Origin of the sequence: Limnospira sp. PMC 1279.21, from assembly GCF_032349615.1 — a bacterium.
Classification (GTDB): Bacteria; Cyanobacteriota; Cyanobacteriia; order Cyanobacteriales; family Microcoleaceae; genus Limnospira; species Limnospira fusiformis.
Genome location: NZ_JARPLU010000014.1, coordinates 19,635 through 36,832 on the forward strand (window position 1 = coordinate 19,635; position 17,198 = coordinate 36,832).

At 44.4% G+C, this 17,198-nt stretch carries 11 protein-coding genes; 10 read left to right on the forward strand and 1 reads right to left on the reverse strand.

Annotation, left to right across the window (positions count from 1 at the left end; genetic code table 11):
• Positions 1 to 63: 63 nt before the first annotated feature.
• The 9 genes from tilS (at position 64) to P5683_RS03980 (ending at position 14,698) form a co-directional block, all read left to right on the forward strand.
• Complete coding sequence (gene tilS / locus P5683_RS03940) at positions 64 to 1,098, forward strand: tRNA lysidine(34) synthetase TilS (RefSeq protein WP_315669418.1); 1,035 nt, start codon at positions 64 to 66, stop codon at positions 1,096 to 1,098.
• A 25-nt stretch (positions 1,099 to 1,123) separates the two neighbouring features.
• Complete coding sequence (gene glgX / locus P5683_RS03945) at positions 1,124 to 3,247, forward strand: glycogen debranching protein GlgX (RefSeq protein ID WP_008056456.1); 2,124 nt, start codon at positions 1,124 to 1,126, stop codon at positions 3,245 to 3,247.
• A 31-nt stretch (positions 3,248 to 3,278) separates the two neighbouring features.
• The gene (locus P5683_RS03950; protein WP_315641772.1) at positions 3,279 to 4,553 is read left to right on the forward strand and encodes a MarR family transcriptional regulator; all 1,275 of its coding nucleotides are present in this window, start codon (positions 3,279 to 3,281) and stop codon (positions 4,551 to 4,553) included.
• Between the two features lie 2 nt (positions 4,554 to 4,555).
• Positions 4,556 to 5,407: a mechanosensitive ion channel family protein gene (locus tag P5683_RS03955; protein WP_006622391.1), complete on the forward strand. Its 852-nt coding sequence runs from the start codon at positions 4,556 to 4,558 to the stop codon at positions 5,405 to 5,407.
• Positions 5,408 to 5,524: 117 nt separating this feature from the next.
• A complete protein-coding gene (locus tag P5683_RS03960) occupies positions 5,525 to 6,928 on the forward strand; it encodes a YdiU family protein (protein WP_006618563.1) in 1,404 nt (467 codons plus the stop codon).
• A gap of 625 nt (positions 6,929 to 7,553) precedes the next feature.
• Positions 7,554 to 7,970: an AbrB family transcriptional regulator gene (locus P5683_RS03965; RefSeq protein WP_006618564.1), complete on the forward strand. Its 417-nt coding sequence runs from the start codon at positions 7,554 to 7,556 to the stop codon at positions 7,968 to 7,970.
• Between the two features lie 449 nt (positions 7,971 to 8,419).
• Positions 8,420 to 10,132, forward strand: coding sequence for a CocE/NonD family hydrolase (locus P5683_RS03970; protein ID WP_006618565.1), 1,713 nt, complete (start codon positions 8,420 to 8,422; stop codon positions 10,130 to 10,132).
• Between the two features lie 19 nt (positions 10,133 to 10,151).
• The gene (locus P5683_RS03975; protein WP_006622388.1) at positions 10,152 to 11,414 is read left to right on the forward strand and encodes an OFA family MFS transporter; all 1,263 of its coding nucleotides are present in this window, start codon (positions 10,152 to 10,154) and stop codon (positions 11,412 to 11,414) included.
• Between the two features lie 194 nt (positions 11,415 to 11,608).
• A complete protein-coding gene (locus tag P5683_RS03980) occupies positions 11,609 to 14,698 on the forward strand; it encodes a HEAT repeat domain-containing protein (RefSeq protein ID WP_315639158.1) in 3,090 nt (1,029 codons plus the stop codon).
• A 51-nt stretch (positions 14,699 to 14,749) separates the two neighbouring features.
• Here the strand turns inward: P5683_RS03980 and sfsA are convergent, their stop codons facing one another.
• The gene (gene sfsA, locus P5683_RS03985; RefSeq protein WP_006622385.1) at positions 14,750 to 15,481 is read right to left on the reverse strand and encodes a DNA/RNA nuclease SfsA; all 732 of its coding nucleotides are present in this window, start codon (positions 15,479 to 15,481) and stop codon (positions 14,750 to 14,752) included.
• Between the two features lie 73 nt (positions 15,482 to 15,554).
• Between sfsA and P5683_RS03990 the strand changes: the two genes are divergently transcribed.
• Positions 15,555 to 17,060 (forward strand): hypothetical protein, encoded by a 1,506-nt coding sequence (locus P5683_RS03990; protein WP_006670740.1) that lies wholly within the window; start codon positions 15,555 to 15,557, stop codon positions 17,058 to 17,060.
• The last annotated feature ends 138 nt before the right edge of the window (positions 17,061 to 17,198 follow it).

Here is a 17,198-nt window from a genome sequence, read left to right on the forward strand (position 1 = left end):
ACAACATTCGGGGTATAGTTGACAGGGGAGTAAACCAATTGGTGCGGGTTCGTGGTTCGGTTGATGGCTAGTCAAACACCCTGGACTGATGTTCATGCTAAGGTACATATATCTCTGAGAAGCAGAAATCTTTTACCGTCTGGAGAGGACCTGTTGGTGGCTGTGTCTGGGGGTCAAGATTCGATGTGTTTAATCAGACTATTATTAGACTTGCAAGGGAAATGGAATTGGCGAATTGCGATCGCTCATTGTGATCATCAGTGGCGGCGCGACTCGGTAGCTAATGCTGATTATATAGAACAGTTGGGGAAAATTTGGCAAGTCCCCTGTTACCGATTAACAGCCCCACAGATCCCAAAAACAGAAGCGGCGGCGCGGGAGTGGCGTTATCAAGTGTTGGGGGAAATTGCCCAAACTGATAATTATGGTTATGTAGTAACAGGTCATACGAAAAGCGATCGGGCGGAGACGTTATTATATAATCTAATTCGTGGTAGTGGTGCCGATGGATTAAGTTCTTTGGTGTGGAGTCGTCCTATATTCGGGAGGGAGACAGAAACAAAGCCAATATTAGTGCGTCCTTTACTAGAGATAACTCGTAAGGAAACGGGAGAATTTTGTCAACAGCGAGATTTGCCAATTTGGGAAGATAGCACTAATACAGATGTAAGTTATGCTAGAAACCGTATTCGACATCAACTGATACCAGAGTTGGAAAATAAGTTTAACCCCAAGGTTGAACAAGCCCTAGCCCAAACGGCGGAATTATTGCGGGCTGATGTAGAATATTTGGAACAACAAGCGGATGAATTATATAGGGTGGCTATAGCATCTGCACCGTGTAATAATGGCTATAGAGTAAATCGCCACCAATTAAAATCAGCCCCCTTAGCCCTGCAACGTCGGGTGATGAGAAGGCTTTTAGAGGAGGTACTGAGAAAAGGGACTAACTTTGAACAAATTGAAAAGCTGACCCGCTTAATTTCTGCCCCAAACCGATCGCAAAGTGATCCTTTTCCTGGTGGTGCGATCGCTCAAGTTGAGGGAGAATGGATCTGGTTAAAATTTCCGCCCCAAGTGGGTGATGAAGCTAATTAATCATTCACAACAGGAATTTTTCACGATGTATATACCTATTTGGCCGGGTAATGCTAAGACTAATGGTGCTACCTGGGACGGTAAAGGGACTAACTTTGCATTATTCAGTGAAAATGCCACAGCAGTTGAACTGTGCTTATTTGATAGTAAAGACCAAGAGACTCGCATTCCCCTAACCGAAGTAGAAAACTTTGTCTGGCATGGTTATGTACCGGGAATAGCCCCCGGTCAACGATATGGTTTCCGGGTGCATGGTCCTTTTGCACCGAATGAAGGGCATCGTTTTAATCCTCATAAACTGCTGATTGATCCCTATGCCAAAGCCTTGGATGGTGAAATTGGTTATGGTGAGGAGATTTTTGGCTATCGATGGGAAGATCCCGAATTAGATTTAGGCTATTCGGAATTGGATGATGCTCATTTAGTGCCGAAAGCAGTGGTTGTAGATGAGTCCTTCGACTGGGAAGATGATCAGCCCCTGGATATTCCCCAACATGAGACAATTATTTATGAAATGCACGTGCGGGGATTTACCAAACTACACCCGGATATCCCGGAAGAGTTACGGGGAACTTATGCGGGTTTGGGACATCCGGCGGCGATCGCCTATTTACAATCCCTAGGAATTACAGCAGTCGAATTGATGCCTGTTCATCATTTCCTATCTCAACCGGGACACTTGGTAGATAAGGGGTTAAGAAATTATTGGGGTTATGACTCAATTGGCTATTTTGCGCCACAGTATAACTATAGTGCTGACCCCACCCCTGGCAACCAAGTCCGGGAATTTAAGGAAATGGTAAAAGCCCTCCATGCTGGGGGTATCGAGGTCATCTTAGATGTTGTCTATAACCACACCGGAGAAGGCAACCATTGCGGTCCTACTCTATCCCTGCGGGGGATTGATAATGCTAGTTATTATCGGTTAGTGGAAGACGATCGCCGCTATTATATGGACTTTACTGGCTGCGGTAATTCCCTCAATGTTAGCCACCCCCAAGTTCTGAAACTGATTATGGATAGCCTCCGCTATTGGGTTTTGGAAATGCACGTTGATGGCTTCCGCTTTGACTTGGCCTCCGCTTTGGCGCGAGAACTCTATGAGGTCAATAGTCTCGCCGCCTTTTTTGATATTATCCACCAAGATCCGGTGCTTTCTAATGTGAAGTTGATCGCCGAACCTTGGGACGTGGGAGAAGGTGGCTATCAGGTGGGTAAATTCCCCCTGTTATGGTCTGAATGGAATGGCAAATATAGGGATACAGTCAGGGACTTCTGGCGCGGTGAGGATAGTTCTTTGGCGGAATTTGCTTATCGGTTAACTGGGAGTTCTGACCTGTACGAGGATAATGGACGACAACCCCACGCTAGTATTAATTTTGTTACCGCCCATGATGGATTTACTCTCAATGACTTGGTGAGTTACAACGAAAAACACAACGAAGAGAATGGGGAGGATAACAACGACGGGGAAAGCCATAACCGATCTTGGAATTGTGGGGAAGAAGGCGAAACAGATGATCCTGATATTTTGGAGTTGCGAAACCGCCAACGCCGTAATTTCTTGGTGACATTAATGTTATCCCAAGGAGTGCCCATGATGGTGAGTGGTGATGAGTTGGGACGCACTCAAAAAGGGAATAATAATGCCTACTGTCAAGATAATGAGATTTCTTGGCTAGATTGGGATCTACCTAAGTCTAATGCGACTCTTTTGGATTTTACCCGCCAGTTGATTTATTTCCGTCGCCAACATCCTATTTTCCGCCGCCGTAAGTGGTTTCAAGGACAAGCTATTCACGGATCTGGGGTTAATGATCTGGGCTGGTTTAATCCAGACGGCGGCGAAATGACTGAGGAACAATGGAATGCTGGATATGCTAAGGCGATCGCTGTTTTTCTTAATGGTGAGGAAATTCCCGCCCGTGGTCCCCAGGGTGAACGGGTGATGGATGATAGCTTTATACTATTATTTAATGCTCACTATGAGGAAATCGAATTTTTGTTACCAGAAGGTTTACAGGCTCGACATTGGCAAGTTATTATTGATACCAAAGAATCTTTATTGCTGCCAGAAGGACCCTATTACTCTGGTAATCAACCTATCCTAACTGAAGCGCGATCGGTGATCGTTATGCAAATGCGTTAGGAGTTGATGGAAAATTCGGGAGGGACAATTGATGATTGATGATTGTCAATTGTCTTTTCCTTGTCTATTAGTCTGTTCCCGATTTACTAAACTACTCCTAATGGCGATCGCTCAAATTTTTAAACAGTTTGGGGCTTGGTTTCCCAGCGCACATCAAAAAATTAAAGCGCAGGCTGACGAGTTGGGGGACAAATTGAAGGGAATAGAACTTGACCCAATTCCACCTACCAATTTATTACGCCTCAAACAAGCTGTGGCTGAGTTGAAGACACCATTACCTCACCAGGAGTTATTGCGCGCACAATTGTCAAAAGCGATTAATTCCTGGTCGGAGGGGGCAGAATGTGATAATGCTATGGTGGTTTTGGCGAGTCCAGTAGAAGCTATATCGACCGTGTTTTGGGATACTTTGAGTTCCTCAGAACCGATTGAGGGTTTGACTCGCCAATGGCTGCCTTGGTCAGAGCGAGCTAAGAATTATACTATTATATCACAACTAGAAGAGAGTATTTTGCAGCCAAGTCAGGGTGAGCGATCGCTGGTGGTAATTCCTGATTTGAGTTGGTGTTTTTTGCGTTGTGTGGATGGTTTGCAGGGAATTGAAAGGCTAGGAGATGCGATTTTTAGCGATCGCTCAAGGTTTTGGCTGATTGGTTGTAACCATTGGACTTGGCTATATTTAGATCGAGTTTGTCAACTGGGAAATTTGGTCGGTGTGAAAACATCAATTCCGCCTCTCAGTGCGATCGAACTCAAGGAATGGTTAACTCCCGTATGGGAAACGGTAGATATACAATGGCGTGAAAAATCCGAGGGTGAGGAAGAAGAACCCCAGGAAAACTGGTGTTGTAGTGAGGAAAAACGATATTTTGAGCAGCTAGAAGATGTGTCTGAGGGTAATCGTGCGATCGCTGCTGAGGCTTGGCTAAATTCTTTGGGTATTTCCCCGCCGCCAGAAGAGGAAGAGGAGGAAGAAGGGGAAAACCAGACGCGAGAAAATCCTGATCAACCTTGGTTGGTCGATCGCCCTAGCATACCAGAATTGCCCAGTTTGACTAAAAGCGATCGCTTTTTGCTGTTTTCCTTAATATTACATGGTTCCATCTCTTTGCCTAACTTGTGTCTGACTTTAGGGGAGGGAGAGAGTGCAACTCAAACTCAGGTTCAGAAACTCATCCGTGATGGCTTAATTATCCGCCGTCCGGGAAACAGTGGCGCTGCGCCACGGTTTGCGATCAATGGTATTTACTACCCTCGTCTCAAGCGAGATCTCGATAACAATAAATTTCTGGTGGGTGGGGAGTAGAAATGTTAATCGACATTTGGCTATATCAGTTATTGGCCGAAACTAACGGCGAAGCCGCCACTAACCCTAATCAAATTTTGGCCGATATCACCTTTGGGAAAATTATCTGGGGGGTCGTGATTGTTCTGCTGACCTATGGCGGTATTATACTTACCGAAAAGTCTCTTTACTGGCTTTCCGAACAGGTCCCGCTGCGGTTTCGTTTGGCGTTTAAACAGTCTGTACCCTTCTGGCGAGCCTTTATTTTTGGGTTAGCGGGGGTGATCTTGATTAATTTGTTTCTGGACTTATCCTCCACTAATCTGTTGGCGATAACTGGGACTGCTGCTGTGGCGGTAGGTTTTGCCTTTAAAGATTATGCCAGTTCTGTGATCTCTGGGATGATTGCTTTATTTGAAAGACCTTATCAAGTCGGCGATCGCGTCACTATTGATGGTCAGTATGGGGAAATCATCAGCTATGGACTGCGTGCGATCCAACTGCAAACCCCTGATGATGATATTGTCACCATTCCCCATAATAAAATGTGGACAGAGCCGATCATCAATGCTAATAAGGGTGAAGTAGAAGCACAGACCGCCGTTGATTTTTATTTTGCCCATGATGCCGATATCGATCGCATTATCCTTATACTATATAGAGTGGCTCAGACCAGCAAATATACACAACTTAACCTCCCCATTCTGGTTGTGGTAAATGAGAAGCCTTGGGGAACTTTGGTCAAGCTGAGATGCTATCCCATGGATGTTAGGGATGAGTTTATTTTTAAAACTGACCTAATTCGCCGCGCTAAAAAGACTTTTGGGGAGTTAGGCATTCCTTACCCGGTCTTACCCCCTAGAATCACTGATTAATCCCCAAATAGCCATCAGGCTGGAAAATTGGCGATCGCGATTATGCGATCGGATTAAGGGGGTTGTCAATTCCAATTTTTACCTATAAAATAATCGAGAATTGGAATTTTAGCCTTCATGTCCAATCCTTTTCTGTTTCTCGAATATGAACCCGCTTTTGAGAGCTTGGGGGATGATTATTATGATGTCGTAGCGGCCGCCTCCTTCCCGCTGCATATTTTGCGTTTCCGTAATGATGAATTGCTGCTCAAATTGGGAATTGACCCACAACCAACTCAGGATCAGGATTTTATAGAGGCCTTTGGTAAATTTGAAAGTGTGACGCAGTTTTTGGCGATGCGTTACCACGGCTATCAGTTTGGAGAATATAATCCTGGTTTAGGAGATGGTCGTGGGTTTCTGTATGGACAGATGCGCGGCATAGATGGGGAATTGTATGATTTTGGTACTAAAGGATCTGGTACAACTCCTTACTCTCGCCATGCCGATGGCCGACTGACTTTAAAGGGGGGAGTCCGGGAAGTATTAGCAGCAGAAGCACTCCACAGACAAGGGGTGAGGACTTCTCGATGTTTAAGTTTAATTGAAACCGGAGAAAAGTTATGGCGGGGGGATGAACCTTCCCCTACCCGGTCTTCGGTAATGGTGCGAATGAGTCGATCGCATATTCGGTTCGGAACTTTTGAGCGATTGCACTATTTTGGTCGCGCAGATCTGATCAAAAAACTCTTAGATCATGTGGTTGAGATTTATTACCCCCATTTATTAGACTCTGGCGATCGCTTCGTCGCCTTTTATCGGGAATTGGTGCAACGGGTAGCCACTTTAGCCGCTCAGTGGATGGCTGCTGGGTTTTGTCATGGTGTCTTAAATACCGATAATATGTCGATTACAGGGGAAAGTTTTGATTATGGTCCTTACGCATTTATGCCGACTTATGATCGGACTTTCACCGCTGCCTATTTTGACTATGGTAGGCTTTACTGCTATGGTAATCAGCCTTTGATTTGTCGGGGTAATCTGGAATTGCTGCAAAGACCTCTATCTATGGTGGCAGACTCAGATAGCCTCAAACAGGCTTTAGACAATTTCTTTGACTACTATCGTCAGGCTTACCAGGAATTGATCTTAAAAAAATTGGGCTTTGCAGAAGGACAGGTCTCTGAACCGGAAGAATTGATTAAGTTGACTATTGATTTGCTCAAAGACAATACAGTGGGATATCATGACTTCTTCTCCCAACTCAGGGAAGGCTTTACTCCCCTCTGGCGAGATGATGAAACTGAGATTCTCAAGAATATAGGAGATCTCAAACACCTAGTCCCCTGGCGACATCTGTACTGTCACCATTTGCAGTCTTTGTCTGGGGCCGAAATGGAACAGATGAAACAGACCCTCCAACAATATAACCCCACTACCGTTTTGCTCAGAACAGCTATTGAGGCGGTTTGGGAACCCATTGCGGCCGCTGATGATTGGGAACCGTTTTATCAATTACTCAATCAGATTAGATCAGAGTGATTTGCTGGCAGGTGCGATCGCTTTTTAAGCTATAGCATTTCCCGACCGGAAAACAGTCAAAGGTATTGCTCCTGTCAGGCTGTCTATGATACTCTGATAGCCTGTCGCCTGAAATGGCTGTTTTCCGCTATTAGGTTTGGTTCATCATACCCCCATTGGCGATCGCTTAATTGTGGGAGTCGGGAATGCTCACAACCACCGGATATGGCATTTTGATCCTGGGTTTTGGTCTAGTTTATGTCAAATCTTGTCAAGTGGAGTTCCTAGAGACCACAGATGCCTTCTCCGTACTCTGATCATATCCACGGTAACTGTATTATTTCAAAGTAATATATTCTGCCTTGATTTGTGGGACAATATTTATTTTGTGGCGGGATCTTAGCAGTCAAATCTACCTAGATTCTGTTATGGATGGCTTCCCCAGGGAAAAGGAAAGATTTGGGAATTTGCTTTGTCCATTTTTAGGGGATTTTCAGTCCACTGGTTCTGATTTGAACTGTTTGACCAAGTCGATGTCAGGAGTTGCCATAAAAAAAATTACCCCGCCGCGACATTTAAGTTATATGATCTATAAAATATCCAACAAATATGTTAGGATTGACTAAATTAGAAATGGAGTACATCAATGCCAAAAACTACAGCAGAAAAACTTCCAGAAGAACCGATGACCGGAAAGACTTTATTGCATAAAGTCAAATCACTCGGACCCAACTACTCTCGTCGTGAGACTGCCAAGCAGTGTGGCTATTACACCCGCACAAAAGATAACCAAACTCGTGCGAACATGACCGAGTTTTATGATGCACTGCTGGCGGCTAAAGGAATTGCCTTAGATCCGGGTCGTTCTAAAGATGGACGAGGTCGGGAAGCTAGTTACCGCGCTTGCGTTCATAAAAATGGCTCATTGGTGATTGGTGCTAACTATACCCAGGAAATGGGTTTGAAACCTGGTGATCAATTTGAGATTCGCCTGGGATCTAAACATATTCACCTGATTCAAGTTGAACCCAAGGGTATGGTTGATGAAGATGACGAAGAATAAGTAAATATCAGGCTCATCTGTCTTGATCACCAGTGAAGCATTACTCAGGTTGTCTATGGGCGCTTGGGTGTTTCTGGAGTGGCTGAATCCCAACGATGCGGCGAGAGTAAAATGCGGTTGGCATCAGTGTTTACCGCCCTCGGTTCTGCAAGGATGCCCTATGTTGATCGCCTACCAGATAGATGGCGATCAAAACCTAGCTAGGAATCAACATTAGTCCACCGCTGTGGGCTCCTCTATAATGCCTACAGTTGGCAACCTTTTCCACTATTTTAACTCGACGGAATGCGATCGCGACGGGTTCTGATTCGAGGTAGTGGAAAATTCAACAAGGACTCATTAAATTTTGATAATGTGGGGATTTAGGATTGCTCACCTGGTGAAGTGGTGAATCATATTGTGTTGGGCATCCTCACCCCACAGGTTCTGCCATGGAGTTCTTGTGATCTATGATAGTTCAAGAAACAGCATCCATGCTCACCAGAGATGGAGTCCGCTTGGATGCTGATATTTATCGCCCTTCTGGGCCGGGGAAATTTCCGGTATTATTAATGCGACAACCCTATGGAAGGGCGATCGCATCTACCGTAGTTTACGCCCATCCCCAATGGTATGCCCAACAGGGTTATATCGTAGTGATTCAAGATGTGCGCGGAAGGGGAACCTCTGAGGGAGTGTTTCAACTATTCGCCCATGAATTAGAAGATGGCCTTGATACCGTCAACTGGGCTGCTAATTTACCCCATAGCAATGGCTATGTGGGGATGTATGGGTTTTCCTATCAGGGGATGACTCAAATTTATGCTGCCAGTGGCTACCCACAGGCCCTAAAAACCCTCTGTCCCGCCATGGTCGCCTGTGACCTGTATCAGGATTGGGCCTACGAAGGGGGGGCTTTTTGCTGGCAGGTTAACCTAGCTTGGGGAATTCAATTAGCCACCGAAACCGCGCGCTTGCGGGGGGATGAACTCAGCTATAGGGGTTTATATAATCTTTCCCGGCATCTGCCCTTATACGGCGAAATTCCTGCCTCTCCTGAAACCTTTAAAAACCTGGCTGCTGATTCTTTCTATCATGATTGGCTACAGCATGATCAGCCGGGGGACTATTGGCAACATCTTTCCCCCTCCAGAGATAATCTCGATTTACCCATGCTGCACATTGGCGGATGGTTTGACACCTATCTGCGGGGGACAGTTCATTTCTATCAGGATATGGCTAATCGTAGTTCATCTCCCCAGTATTTGATTATTGGACCGTGGGGACATTTGCCCTGGGGCCGACAGGTAGGTGGTATTGATTATGGTCCAGAGGCTGTTAGTCCCATTGATGAATTACAGATCCGCTGGTTTGACCATTTTCTTAAAGGTATTGATACCGGACTTTTGGAAGAAAAACCTGTAACTCTGTTTTCTATGGGGGATAATTGCTGGCGAGAGTTTGACCAATGGCCGCAAGGATCTAGTCAATCTTATTTTCTCACCAGTACAGGTCTGGCAGCAATTCGATCAGATTCTGGTTTGCTTTTACCAGAGGATATAATAGCCGTCGAGGACGAAGAGGAGGACCAAGACCCAGACGAACACATTTTACCCGATACCGTGGATGTGTTGGTTCATGATCCTTTCCGTCCCGTCCCAGCCCTTGGGGGTCATGCTACTTTAACTCCTGGATCTTTTGACCGTCGCGCTTTGGACTGTCGCGCTGATGTCCTGACTTACACTTCTGATGCTTTGGATGAGGATTTACATTTAGCCGGAAATGTATTTGTTGAGGTTTACGGAGAGGCTGATAGTCCTAGTTTTGACTTGTGTGCTATTTTGTCAGAAGTGCGATCGGATGGGAGTGTCTGGAATTTTACTCAAGGTTATATCAGAGTTAATCAGCCAACCACCCCGATCCGAATTGATTTACAGCCTACCTGCATTTGCATTCCTCAATCCCACCAAATTCGTTTAAGTTTAAGTGGGGCTTGTTTTCCCGCTTATCCTGTCAATCCAGGGACCGGACAGCCCCCCAGTCAAACTCGACTCATTGATGGTCGTATTATTACCATATCCCTGAAAAGCGGCAATAGTTTTATGTCCCGTATCGTTTTGTCAGTTGATGCTGATCAAGATAGGGTTTATGATTGCGATCGCCAAATTTTAGCGAAAATTTAGCTGGGCTGGGGAGAAAATTATGAAAGCTGACCATCAAAATCATTCAGAATTGCGGGTTTTAGGACTACCACCAGACCAAGGAAGATGGCTACTCATTCCTTTGGGTATAACCGTTTTACTGTGTTTGGGGACTGTTTACTCTTGGAGTATTTTTAGGACTCCTCTAGAAAAAGATTTAGATCTCACCGCCACCCAAAGCCTGTTACCCTATACCGTGGCGCTGGTTTTTTATGCGCTGATGATGCCAATTACAGGTTTTTATATACCTAAATTTGGGACTCGCGCCACTACAGCAGTTGGTGGGTTTATTGTGGGTTTGGGCTATATTCTGTCTAGTTTTGCTGACAATATTATCACCATGACGATCGCCTATGGGGTCATTGCGGGGACTGGTGTAGGTATTACTTACGGCGTTCCCATGGTCGTTTCCGCCCGCTGGTTTCCTGATAAAAAAGGATTAGCCGTCGGGTTAACAATTATTGGTTTTGGCTTGTCTCCCTTAATCACCGCCCCCCTCGCTAAAGCCTTGATTGATAGTTATACCGTGCGACCAACCTTGCTGGTTTTGGGTATCACTTTTATGGTGATTATTGTGGCGATTTCTAATATTATGAAATTGCCCCCCCAAGATTGGCAACCTACCCAAAAAATCTCCACAACATCAGTTATTCCTACCCCCGTTGTCTACCCGCCTAAGATGCTAAAAAGTCCTTCTTTTTATGGGCTATGGATATGCTATGTTATTGGCACTTTTGTCGGGTTAAGTGCTATTGGCATTTCTAGCCCCGTGGGAGAAGAAATTATTGAAATTGACCCAAGATTTGCTGCTGGTAGTGTTTCCCTTTTTGCCTTGTTTAATGGGGTGAGTCGTCCCCTGTTTGGCTGGTTAAGCGATCGCTTTCCTCCTCGGTATGTAGCGATCGCTTCTTATACCCTGATTTTAATCGCCTGCATTTTAATGATTAATGCTGAGTCAGGACAGATAGCGACCTATTTAATTGCTTTCTGTCTATTTTGGTTTTGCTTAGGAGGTTGGTTAGCCCTTGCGCCGACTACCACCCTGCGATTATTTAACCCTGATGACTACGCCCAAAATTACGGTATTGTCTTCACCGCCTACGGTGTAGGTGCTTTATTAGGAACTTTGGTTGCGGGTAGTATTCGGGACTGGTTTGGTAGCTATACTTATGCCTTTTATCCCATGGGAATATTAGCCGTTATCGGAATCATAGTAGCGAGTTTTCTCCTGAAACCAGACAAGGCGAAACCAACTGATAATTGATAATCAAACTCCCTCGGACTCCCTCTCTGTCTGGGAGAGGGTTGGGTAGCCGACTTAATTTTGTGTTAAATTTAACCAGATTAACTAATCGGGTAGGCTAAAATGCGATCGGCATCTACTTCGGGTCATATATGAGGCTAATTAGATTAATTAGACAAAAGCTGAGGCTGAGAAAGTCAGGATCTCAGACCAAATTGCTAATCCATTTTGTCCTGTTAGGATTTACCATAATGGTCGCCCAAGCCATTGGTATGACTTTAGGGCGATCGCTATTTTTAGCCAAAGCAGGCGCGGAAAGTCTGCCTTTATTTTTCATCATCATGCCATTAATTTTAATGGTAGTCTCCGGTGGTTTTACCGCCATTATAGACCGCTTCAACCGTCCGCGACTGTTTCGCATTGTCTTAGCGGTTGCTGCTGTCTTAATCATCGGTATTCGGCTATTTATAAACCTCGATTTAATCCCCATTTATTTCACCCTCTATATTGTCATTTGGTTAATCTATATCCTGCAATTCCGCATCGAGTTTTGGACACTTTTATCAGACTATTTCACTAACTTAGAACTCAAAGAATACACAGCAATTATCTACCTGGGAACCACCGCCGGATATTTATTGGGCAGTATTTTGGTAGCCCTCATATCTGATTTTGTTACCTTAGAGAATCAGCTATTATTGCTCCCTATTTGTTATGGGATATCCATCGGGCAAATCTATTATTTAGAAGCCCATCAAACTCCCCTACCTACCGAGTATCAAAAACCCAAAACCCAGAAGTCTAATTTATCAGAAACCTGGCAGACCTTAACCAAACTATCCCGCCACTATCCTATTATTATCTTTCTCATTGCTAACGTATTTGGAACCGCCCTAGTCCGAGGGATTGGGGAGTTTCAATATTCCACTATTTATAGACAAGAATTCCCCGATAAACAGGAACTCGCCACCTTTCTCGGATATATTACCGCCGCCCTAACCGCCATTCAATTTCTGATTATTTCTGTAGGGACAACTCCCCTGATTAAAAAATTAGGAGTTCCTCGGACTAACTTAGTCTATCCTGTCATGTTATTAGGCAGTTTTATGGGACTTATATTTAGCTATAATCTCACCGCAGCCATGGGAATGCAGCTTACCTATAGAGCCTTATTTTATAGTATATTCCTACCTCTAACCAACCTTAATTATAATGCTGTTCCGGCTAGGTTTGGCGGTAGGTTGCGCGTGTGGGGAGAGGGTTTATTTTCCCCATTAGGGCAATCTATAGCTGGCATAATTTTAATGGTATTTTTGGGATGGATTAACCCCTATCAAGTCGTGTGGGTAGGAGTAATTCTCAGTGGTTTCTTAGTAGTTATTGGTTACTTCACCGGAAAAAGCTATGTCCAATCACTTTTGGGAATGTTACGGTCAGGGTCAGTTAACCTAAGTAGGGTGGGAGATGGCTTGTATCTCTCCAGTAAATATCGCCCAGAAGTGCGCCAGCTTCTTCAGGATAAGAACCCGCAAAATCAAGTATTAGGATTGGAGTTACTCCCTTATCTCGAAAACCCTAGGGATTTTTCATCTGATATTGAAAATATTTGGGTCAATGCTGATGACCAAGTGCGTCGGGCTGTCATTCGGTTATTTACTACTAAAAATATGGGTAATAACCTGGAATTTAAAAGCCTCCTATCTTCCCCTAAGCCTAAAGTCCGCAGCATGGCTTTAGAATTGTATATCGCCACAGGTTCCCCTCTGTCTGCGAGTCGCCTACAAACCTTATTACATGATGAAAGTCCCGAAGTGCGCGCCTTAGCTTGTGTCGCTATTTCTCAGACCGAAATTGATGGCTCAATTCAAGAACTTTATCACCAAGTTTGTCCGACTCAACCCGATATTACCACCCGGAGAGCATTATTAAGGGCGGCGGGGGAAAGTCGTAACCCTCAACTAATTCCTCTGTTAACAGAAGTCCTGAAAAATGCACCCCCAGATATTAAGCGTAAGGGTTTATTGGCTTTGGTGGAATTGTGCGATTATGAACCTATTAAATGCGGACAAATTGCCGCCTCTGAACTTAATCACGATCGCCCTACCGTCAGAATAGCAGCTTTACAGGTTATCCAACAAATTCATGATCAACAATGGTTGATCCAAGTTTCTCGTGCCTTGGAAGATGAGGATATCGCCGTCAGACAACAGGCGGCTAAAACTCTCAGTTTTTATGGTGATCAAGGATTAGCAGTATCGCAGGATTACCTGTTTTCCTCCCGTCCTGAAGTAGTGCGATCGGCGATTGTAGCTATTGGTTGGGTGCGGACAAAAACCGCTGAGAATATTCTTTATAATTTTATCCAGCCGGACTTAAAATTGATTAGTCGTACCCGGATATGGCAACTACATTTTGATGCTGATGACCCCCTCTTTGAAATGTTGCAAGTCGCTATCATAGACTACCAAAATTCTATGATTGAAAGAGTCTTTTATATCCTCTCTAGTTTGGGGCAAGAATCCACTGTAAATGCCGCTAAAGTCTTGTTATCAAGTTCCGATAAAAGGGCGCGTTCTCATGCCGTCGAAACTTTGGGTTCTTTGAGGCAAGGGCGGTTTATTCGTCCTTTAATGCCACTGTTAGAAACTATGGCAACCGGAGAAAATGTTAAGGCTTATAATGGGAGTTCTGAGATAAAAAAATACTCGGTTTTGTTGGAGGTTTTAGACACCCCAAATCATTGGTTAAAAATGGGGGCTTTGATGGCTTTTGCGGGTATTCCTGGGGCGATCGCTAAATCTGACCCTGACCCCATTATCCGTAAAATTGCCCAATCTTTAGTCTTCCAACCCCAGCAGTTATCAATTTCGGAGAATTTTATGATTGACCGCTTACTGTTACTCAAAAATGTTTCCCTATTTCAAACCTTGTCCTTAGATGAAATTTTGCTGATTGATAATGCTTTGGAGTCCGCCGAATATTTACCCGGAGAAATTATCTTTTCTGAGGGGACTATGGGGGAACGTTTTTATATTATCGTCAAGGGAAAAGTCCGCATTGTCCGAGAAGTTGAAGGGGAGGAAAAACAGTTAGCCCTATTAGAGGAAGGTCAACATTTTGGCGAGATTTCTTTGTTTGAAGACTTTTTGCGATCCGCTAATGCGATCGCTGCTGAACATTCTGTTTTACTCACCTTAGAAAAAACCAGTTTTGTCAGTCTAGTAACCCAGCGCCCCCAAATCCTTTGGGAAATCTGTAAATTTCTCAGCCAGCGTCTCCGGGATGTTAACTTAACCGCCCGTTAAATAGCCTTATCAGGGGTGATTATACATCAAAACCCCTGATAATTATCCCCTTTAATTAGCGGTCAATAACTCCGCTAATCCCAAATATTTAAACCCTTGGGGAGTCACATCAAAACGACAGGGCAGAATTTCGACTCCCGCCGCGATCGCCTCCTTAAATAAACTCCCATAAACCGGGTCTCCTGCATCTCCGGGCGCGAATTTCGGACAATCTCCACGATTAATAAAATACAACATTACCGCCCGATCGCCACCCTTCACAGTATCAATTAACTCCCTTAAATGTTTTTGTCCTCTCTCAGTTACCGTATCAGGAAATAAAGCCACATCCCCCTGACACCAGGTAGTATTTTTCACCTCCAGATAAATCAGTTGGTCGTCTCCTTCTAACAGAAAATCAACCCGACTTTTCCCCCCCACGCCATATTTAACTTCTCGCCTCACCTTTGTATATCCCCCCAACTGAGAAAATAAGCGTTTTTGCAAAGCGATCGCCACAATTCGATTAGGAAGACTCGTATTAATTCCCACCCAAGTAGGTTGATGATCTCCCACTTGGATTAATTCCCAAGTGTAGGCTAATTTGCGATTAGGGTTATCACTCTTCGACACCATCACCGGATTTTCGGGAATACAAACCCCCGTCATCGGGCCAGTATTGGGACAATGGGCGACAATCACCTCCCCAGAATTTAACTTAATATCTGCTATAAGTCGTTTATAGCGCTTAATTAACACCCCTTCATAAAGTTCCCCTAATGAATAAATCAAAGATTCGCTCATGATGACTTGCAAAATAATCCTAAACTGAGTTATAATTTTAACAGTAAATTGGCGAAATTAGGATAGACCCAATATGACCACTACCCCCCAGTCGCCCTCCCAGCCTAATCATTTCCCCACTTTAGAAGCCATCCGATATGGATTACCTAATATTTGCGGTTGGGAAGCAGATATCACCGCCGTAGTGAATCATAGCGATCGCCTTTTTCAACCCCTTAGCCACCTCAACCTAGACCAAATTACCGCCGGATTTGCTTGCGCCCTCCATATGCACCAACCCACCATTCCAGCGGGCGAAAATGGCGCATTAATTAGCAACCTGCAATATATGTTTGAACACCCCCACCAAGGCGATAATCATAACGCCGAACCCTTCGCCTGGTGTTATAAACGTATGGGGGAATTTATCCCGGAATTAGTAGCCAATGGCTGTCATCCTCGGATTATGTTAGACTATTCCGGTAACTTGCTATGGGGACTGCAACAAATCGGGCGAAATGATATCCTAGACACCCTCAAAAATATTACCTGTAACCCCCAATACTGGGTGAATGTGGAATGGTTGGGTACTATGTGGAGTCATGCAGTCATTCCCTCCACTCCAATTCGTGATATCAAATTACATATTCAGGCTTGGCAACATCATTTTGCCGCTATTTTTGGCAAGGATGCTTTAGCCAGAGTCAAAGGTTTTTCACCCCCAGAAATGCACCTACCCAACCATCCTGATACACTCTATGAATATATTAAATCCCTCAAAGAATGTGGTTATCAATGGTTAATGGTGCAGGAACATTCCGTAGAACGCCTAGACGGTTCCCCACTGCATCATGATGATAAATATATTCCCAATCGTTTAATCGCCCGCAATTCTCAGGGAGAAACAGTTAGTATAATTGCCTTAATTAAAACCCAGGGTTCTGATACTAAATTAGTCGCGCAAATGCAACCCTATCATGAAGCCAAGGGTCGGGGATTACAAAAATTAGGGGAATACATGGTTCCCAGTTGTGTGACTCAAATTGCTGACGGGGAAAATGGCGGGGTGATGATGAATGAATACCCTAGGGATTTTATCCCTCTCTGGTCTCAGATTAAAAATCATGGTCGGGGAACTCCTGGGGTTGTAGGTTTAAATGGTACCGAATATTTAGAATTGTTAGAAGCGGCGGGAGTGAAGCCAGAAGACTACCCGACTTGTCAGGCGATACAACAGCATCGAATTTGGGAAAAGGTAGACTCTGTTACGCCGGAAGCTGTGCAAAATGCGATCGCTCATTTACAGGAAACAGACCCCCAATTTCATATAGATGGTGCATCGTGGACTAATCATCTAAGCTGGGTAAAAGGATATGAAAACGTATTGGAACCCATGAACCAACTTAGTGCTGATTTTCACCGCAAATATGACCCCCTAGTTAACCAAGACCCGACCACAACCCGCCAACCAGACTATCAGCAAGCGTTATTATATAACCTACTATTACAAACGAGTTGTTTTCGCTATTGGGGACAGGGAATGTGGACGGACTACGCCCGAGCAATTTACGAAAGAGGTCAACAGTTAATTAATGGATAATGAAACTCCCTCTTAGTCTCCCCAACAGGGATAGGCACTCGGTAATTAATTATTAATTATTAATTATTAATTATTAATTACATAAGAGGTCAACAGTTAATTAATGGATAATGAAACTCCCTCTTAGTCTCCCCAACA

Bases quoted from the DNA above. Each gene is read 5' to 3' on its own strand.
- P5683_RS03960 (WP_006618563.1), top strand. From the start codon at position 5,525: ATGTCCAATCCTTTTCTGTTTCTCGAATATGAACCCGCTTTTGAGAGC.
- P5683_RS03950 (WP_315641772.1), top strand. From the start codon at position 3,279: ATGATTGATGATTGTCAATTGTCTTTTCCTTGTCTATTAGTCTGTTCC.
- P5683_RS03970 (WP_006618565.1), top strand. From the start codon at position 8,420: ATGATAGTTCAAGAAACAGCATCCATGCTCACCAGAGATGGAGTCCGC.
- P5683_RS03975 (WP_006622388.1), top strand. From the start codon at position 10,152: ATGAAAGCTGACCATCAAAATCATTCAGAATTGCGGGTTTTAGGACTA.
- sfsA (WP_006622385.1), bottom strand. From the start codon at position 15,481: ATGAGCGAATCTTTGATTTATTCATTAGGGGAACTTTATGAAGGGGTG.
- P5683_RS03965 (WP_006618564.1), top strand. From the start codon at position 7,554: ATGCCAAAAACTACAGCAGAAAAACTTCCAGAAGAACCGATGACCGGA.
- glgX (WP_008056456.1), top strand. From the start codon at position 1,124: ATGTATATACCTATTTGGCCGGGTAATGCTAAGACTAATGGTGCTACC.
- tilS (WP_315669418.1), top strand. From the start codon at position 64: ATGGCTAGTCAAACACCCTGGACTGATGTTCATGCTAAGGTACATATA.
- P5683_RS03990 (WP_006670740.1), top strand. From the start codon at position 15,555: ATGACCACTACCCCCCAGTCGCCCTCCCAGCCTAATCATTTCCCCACT.
- P5683_RS03955 (WP_006622391.1), top strand. From the start codon at position 4,556: ATGTTAATCGACATTTGGCTATATCAGTTATTGGCCGAAACTAACGGC.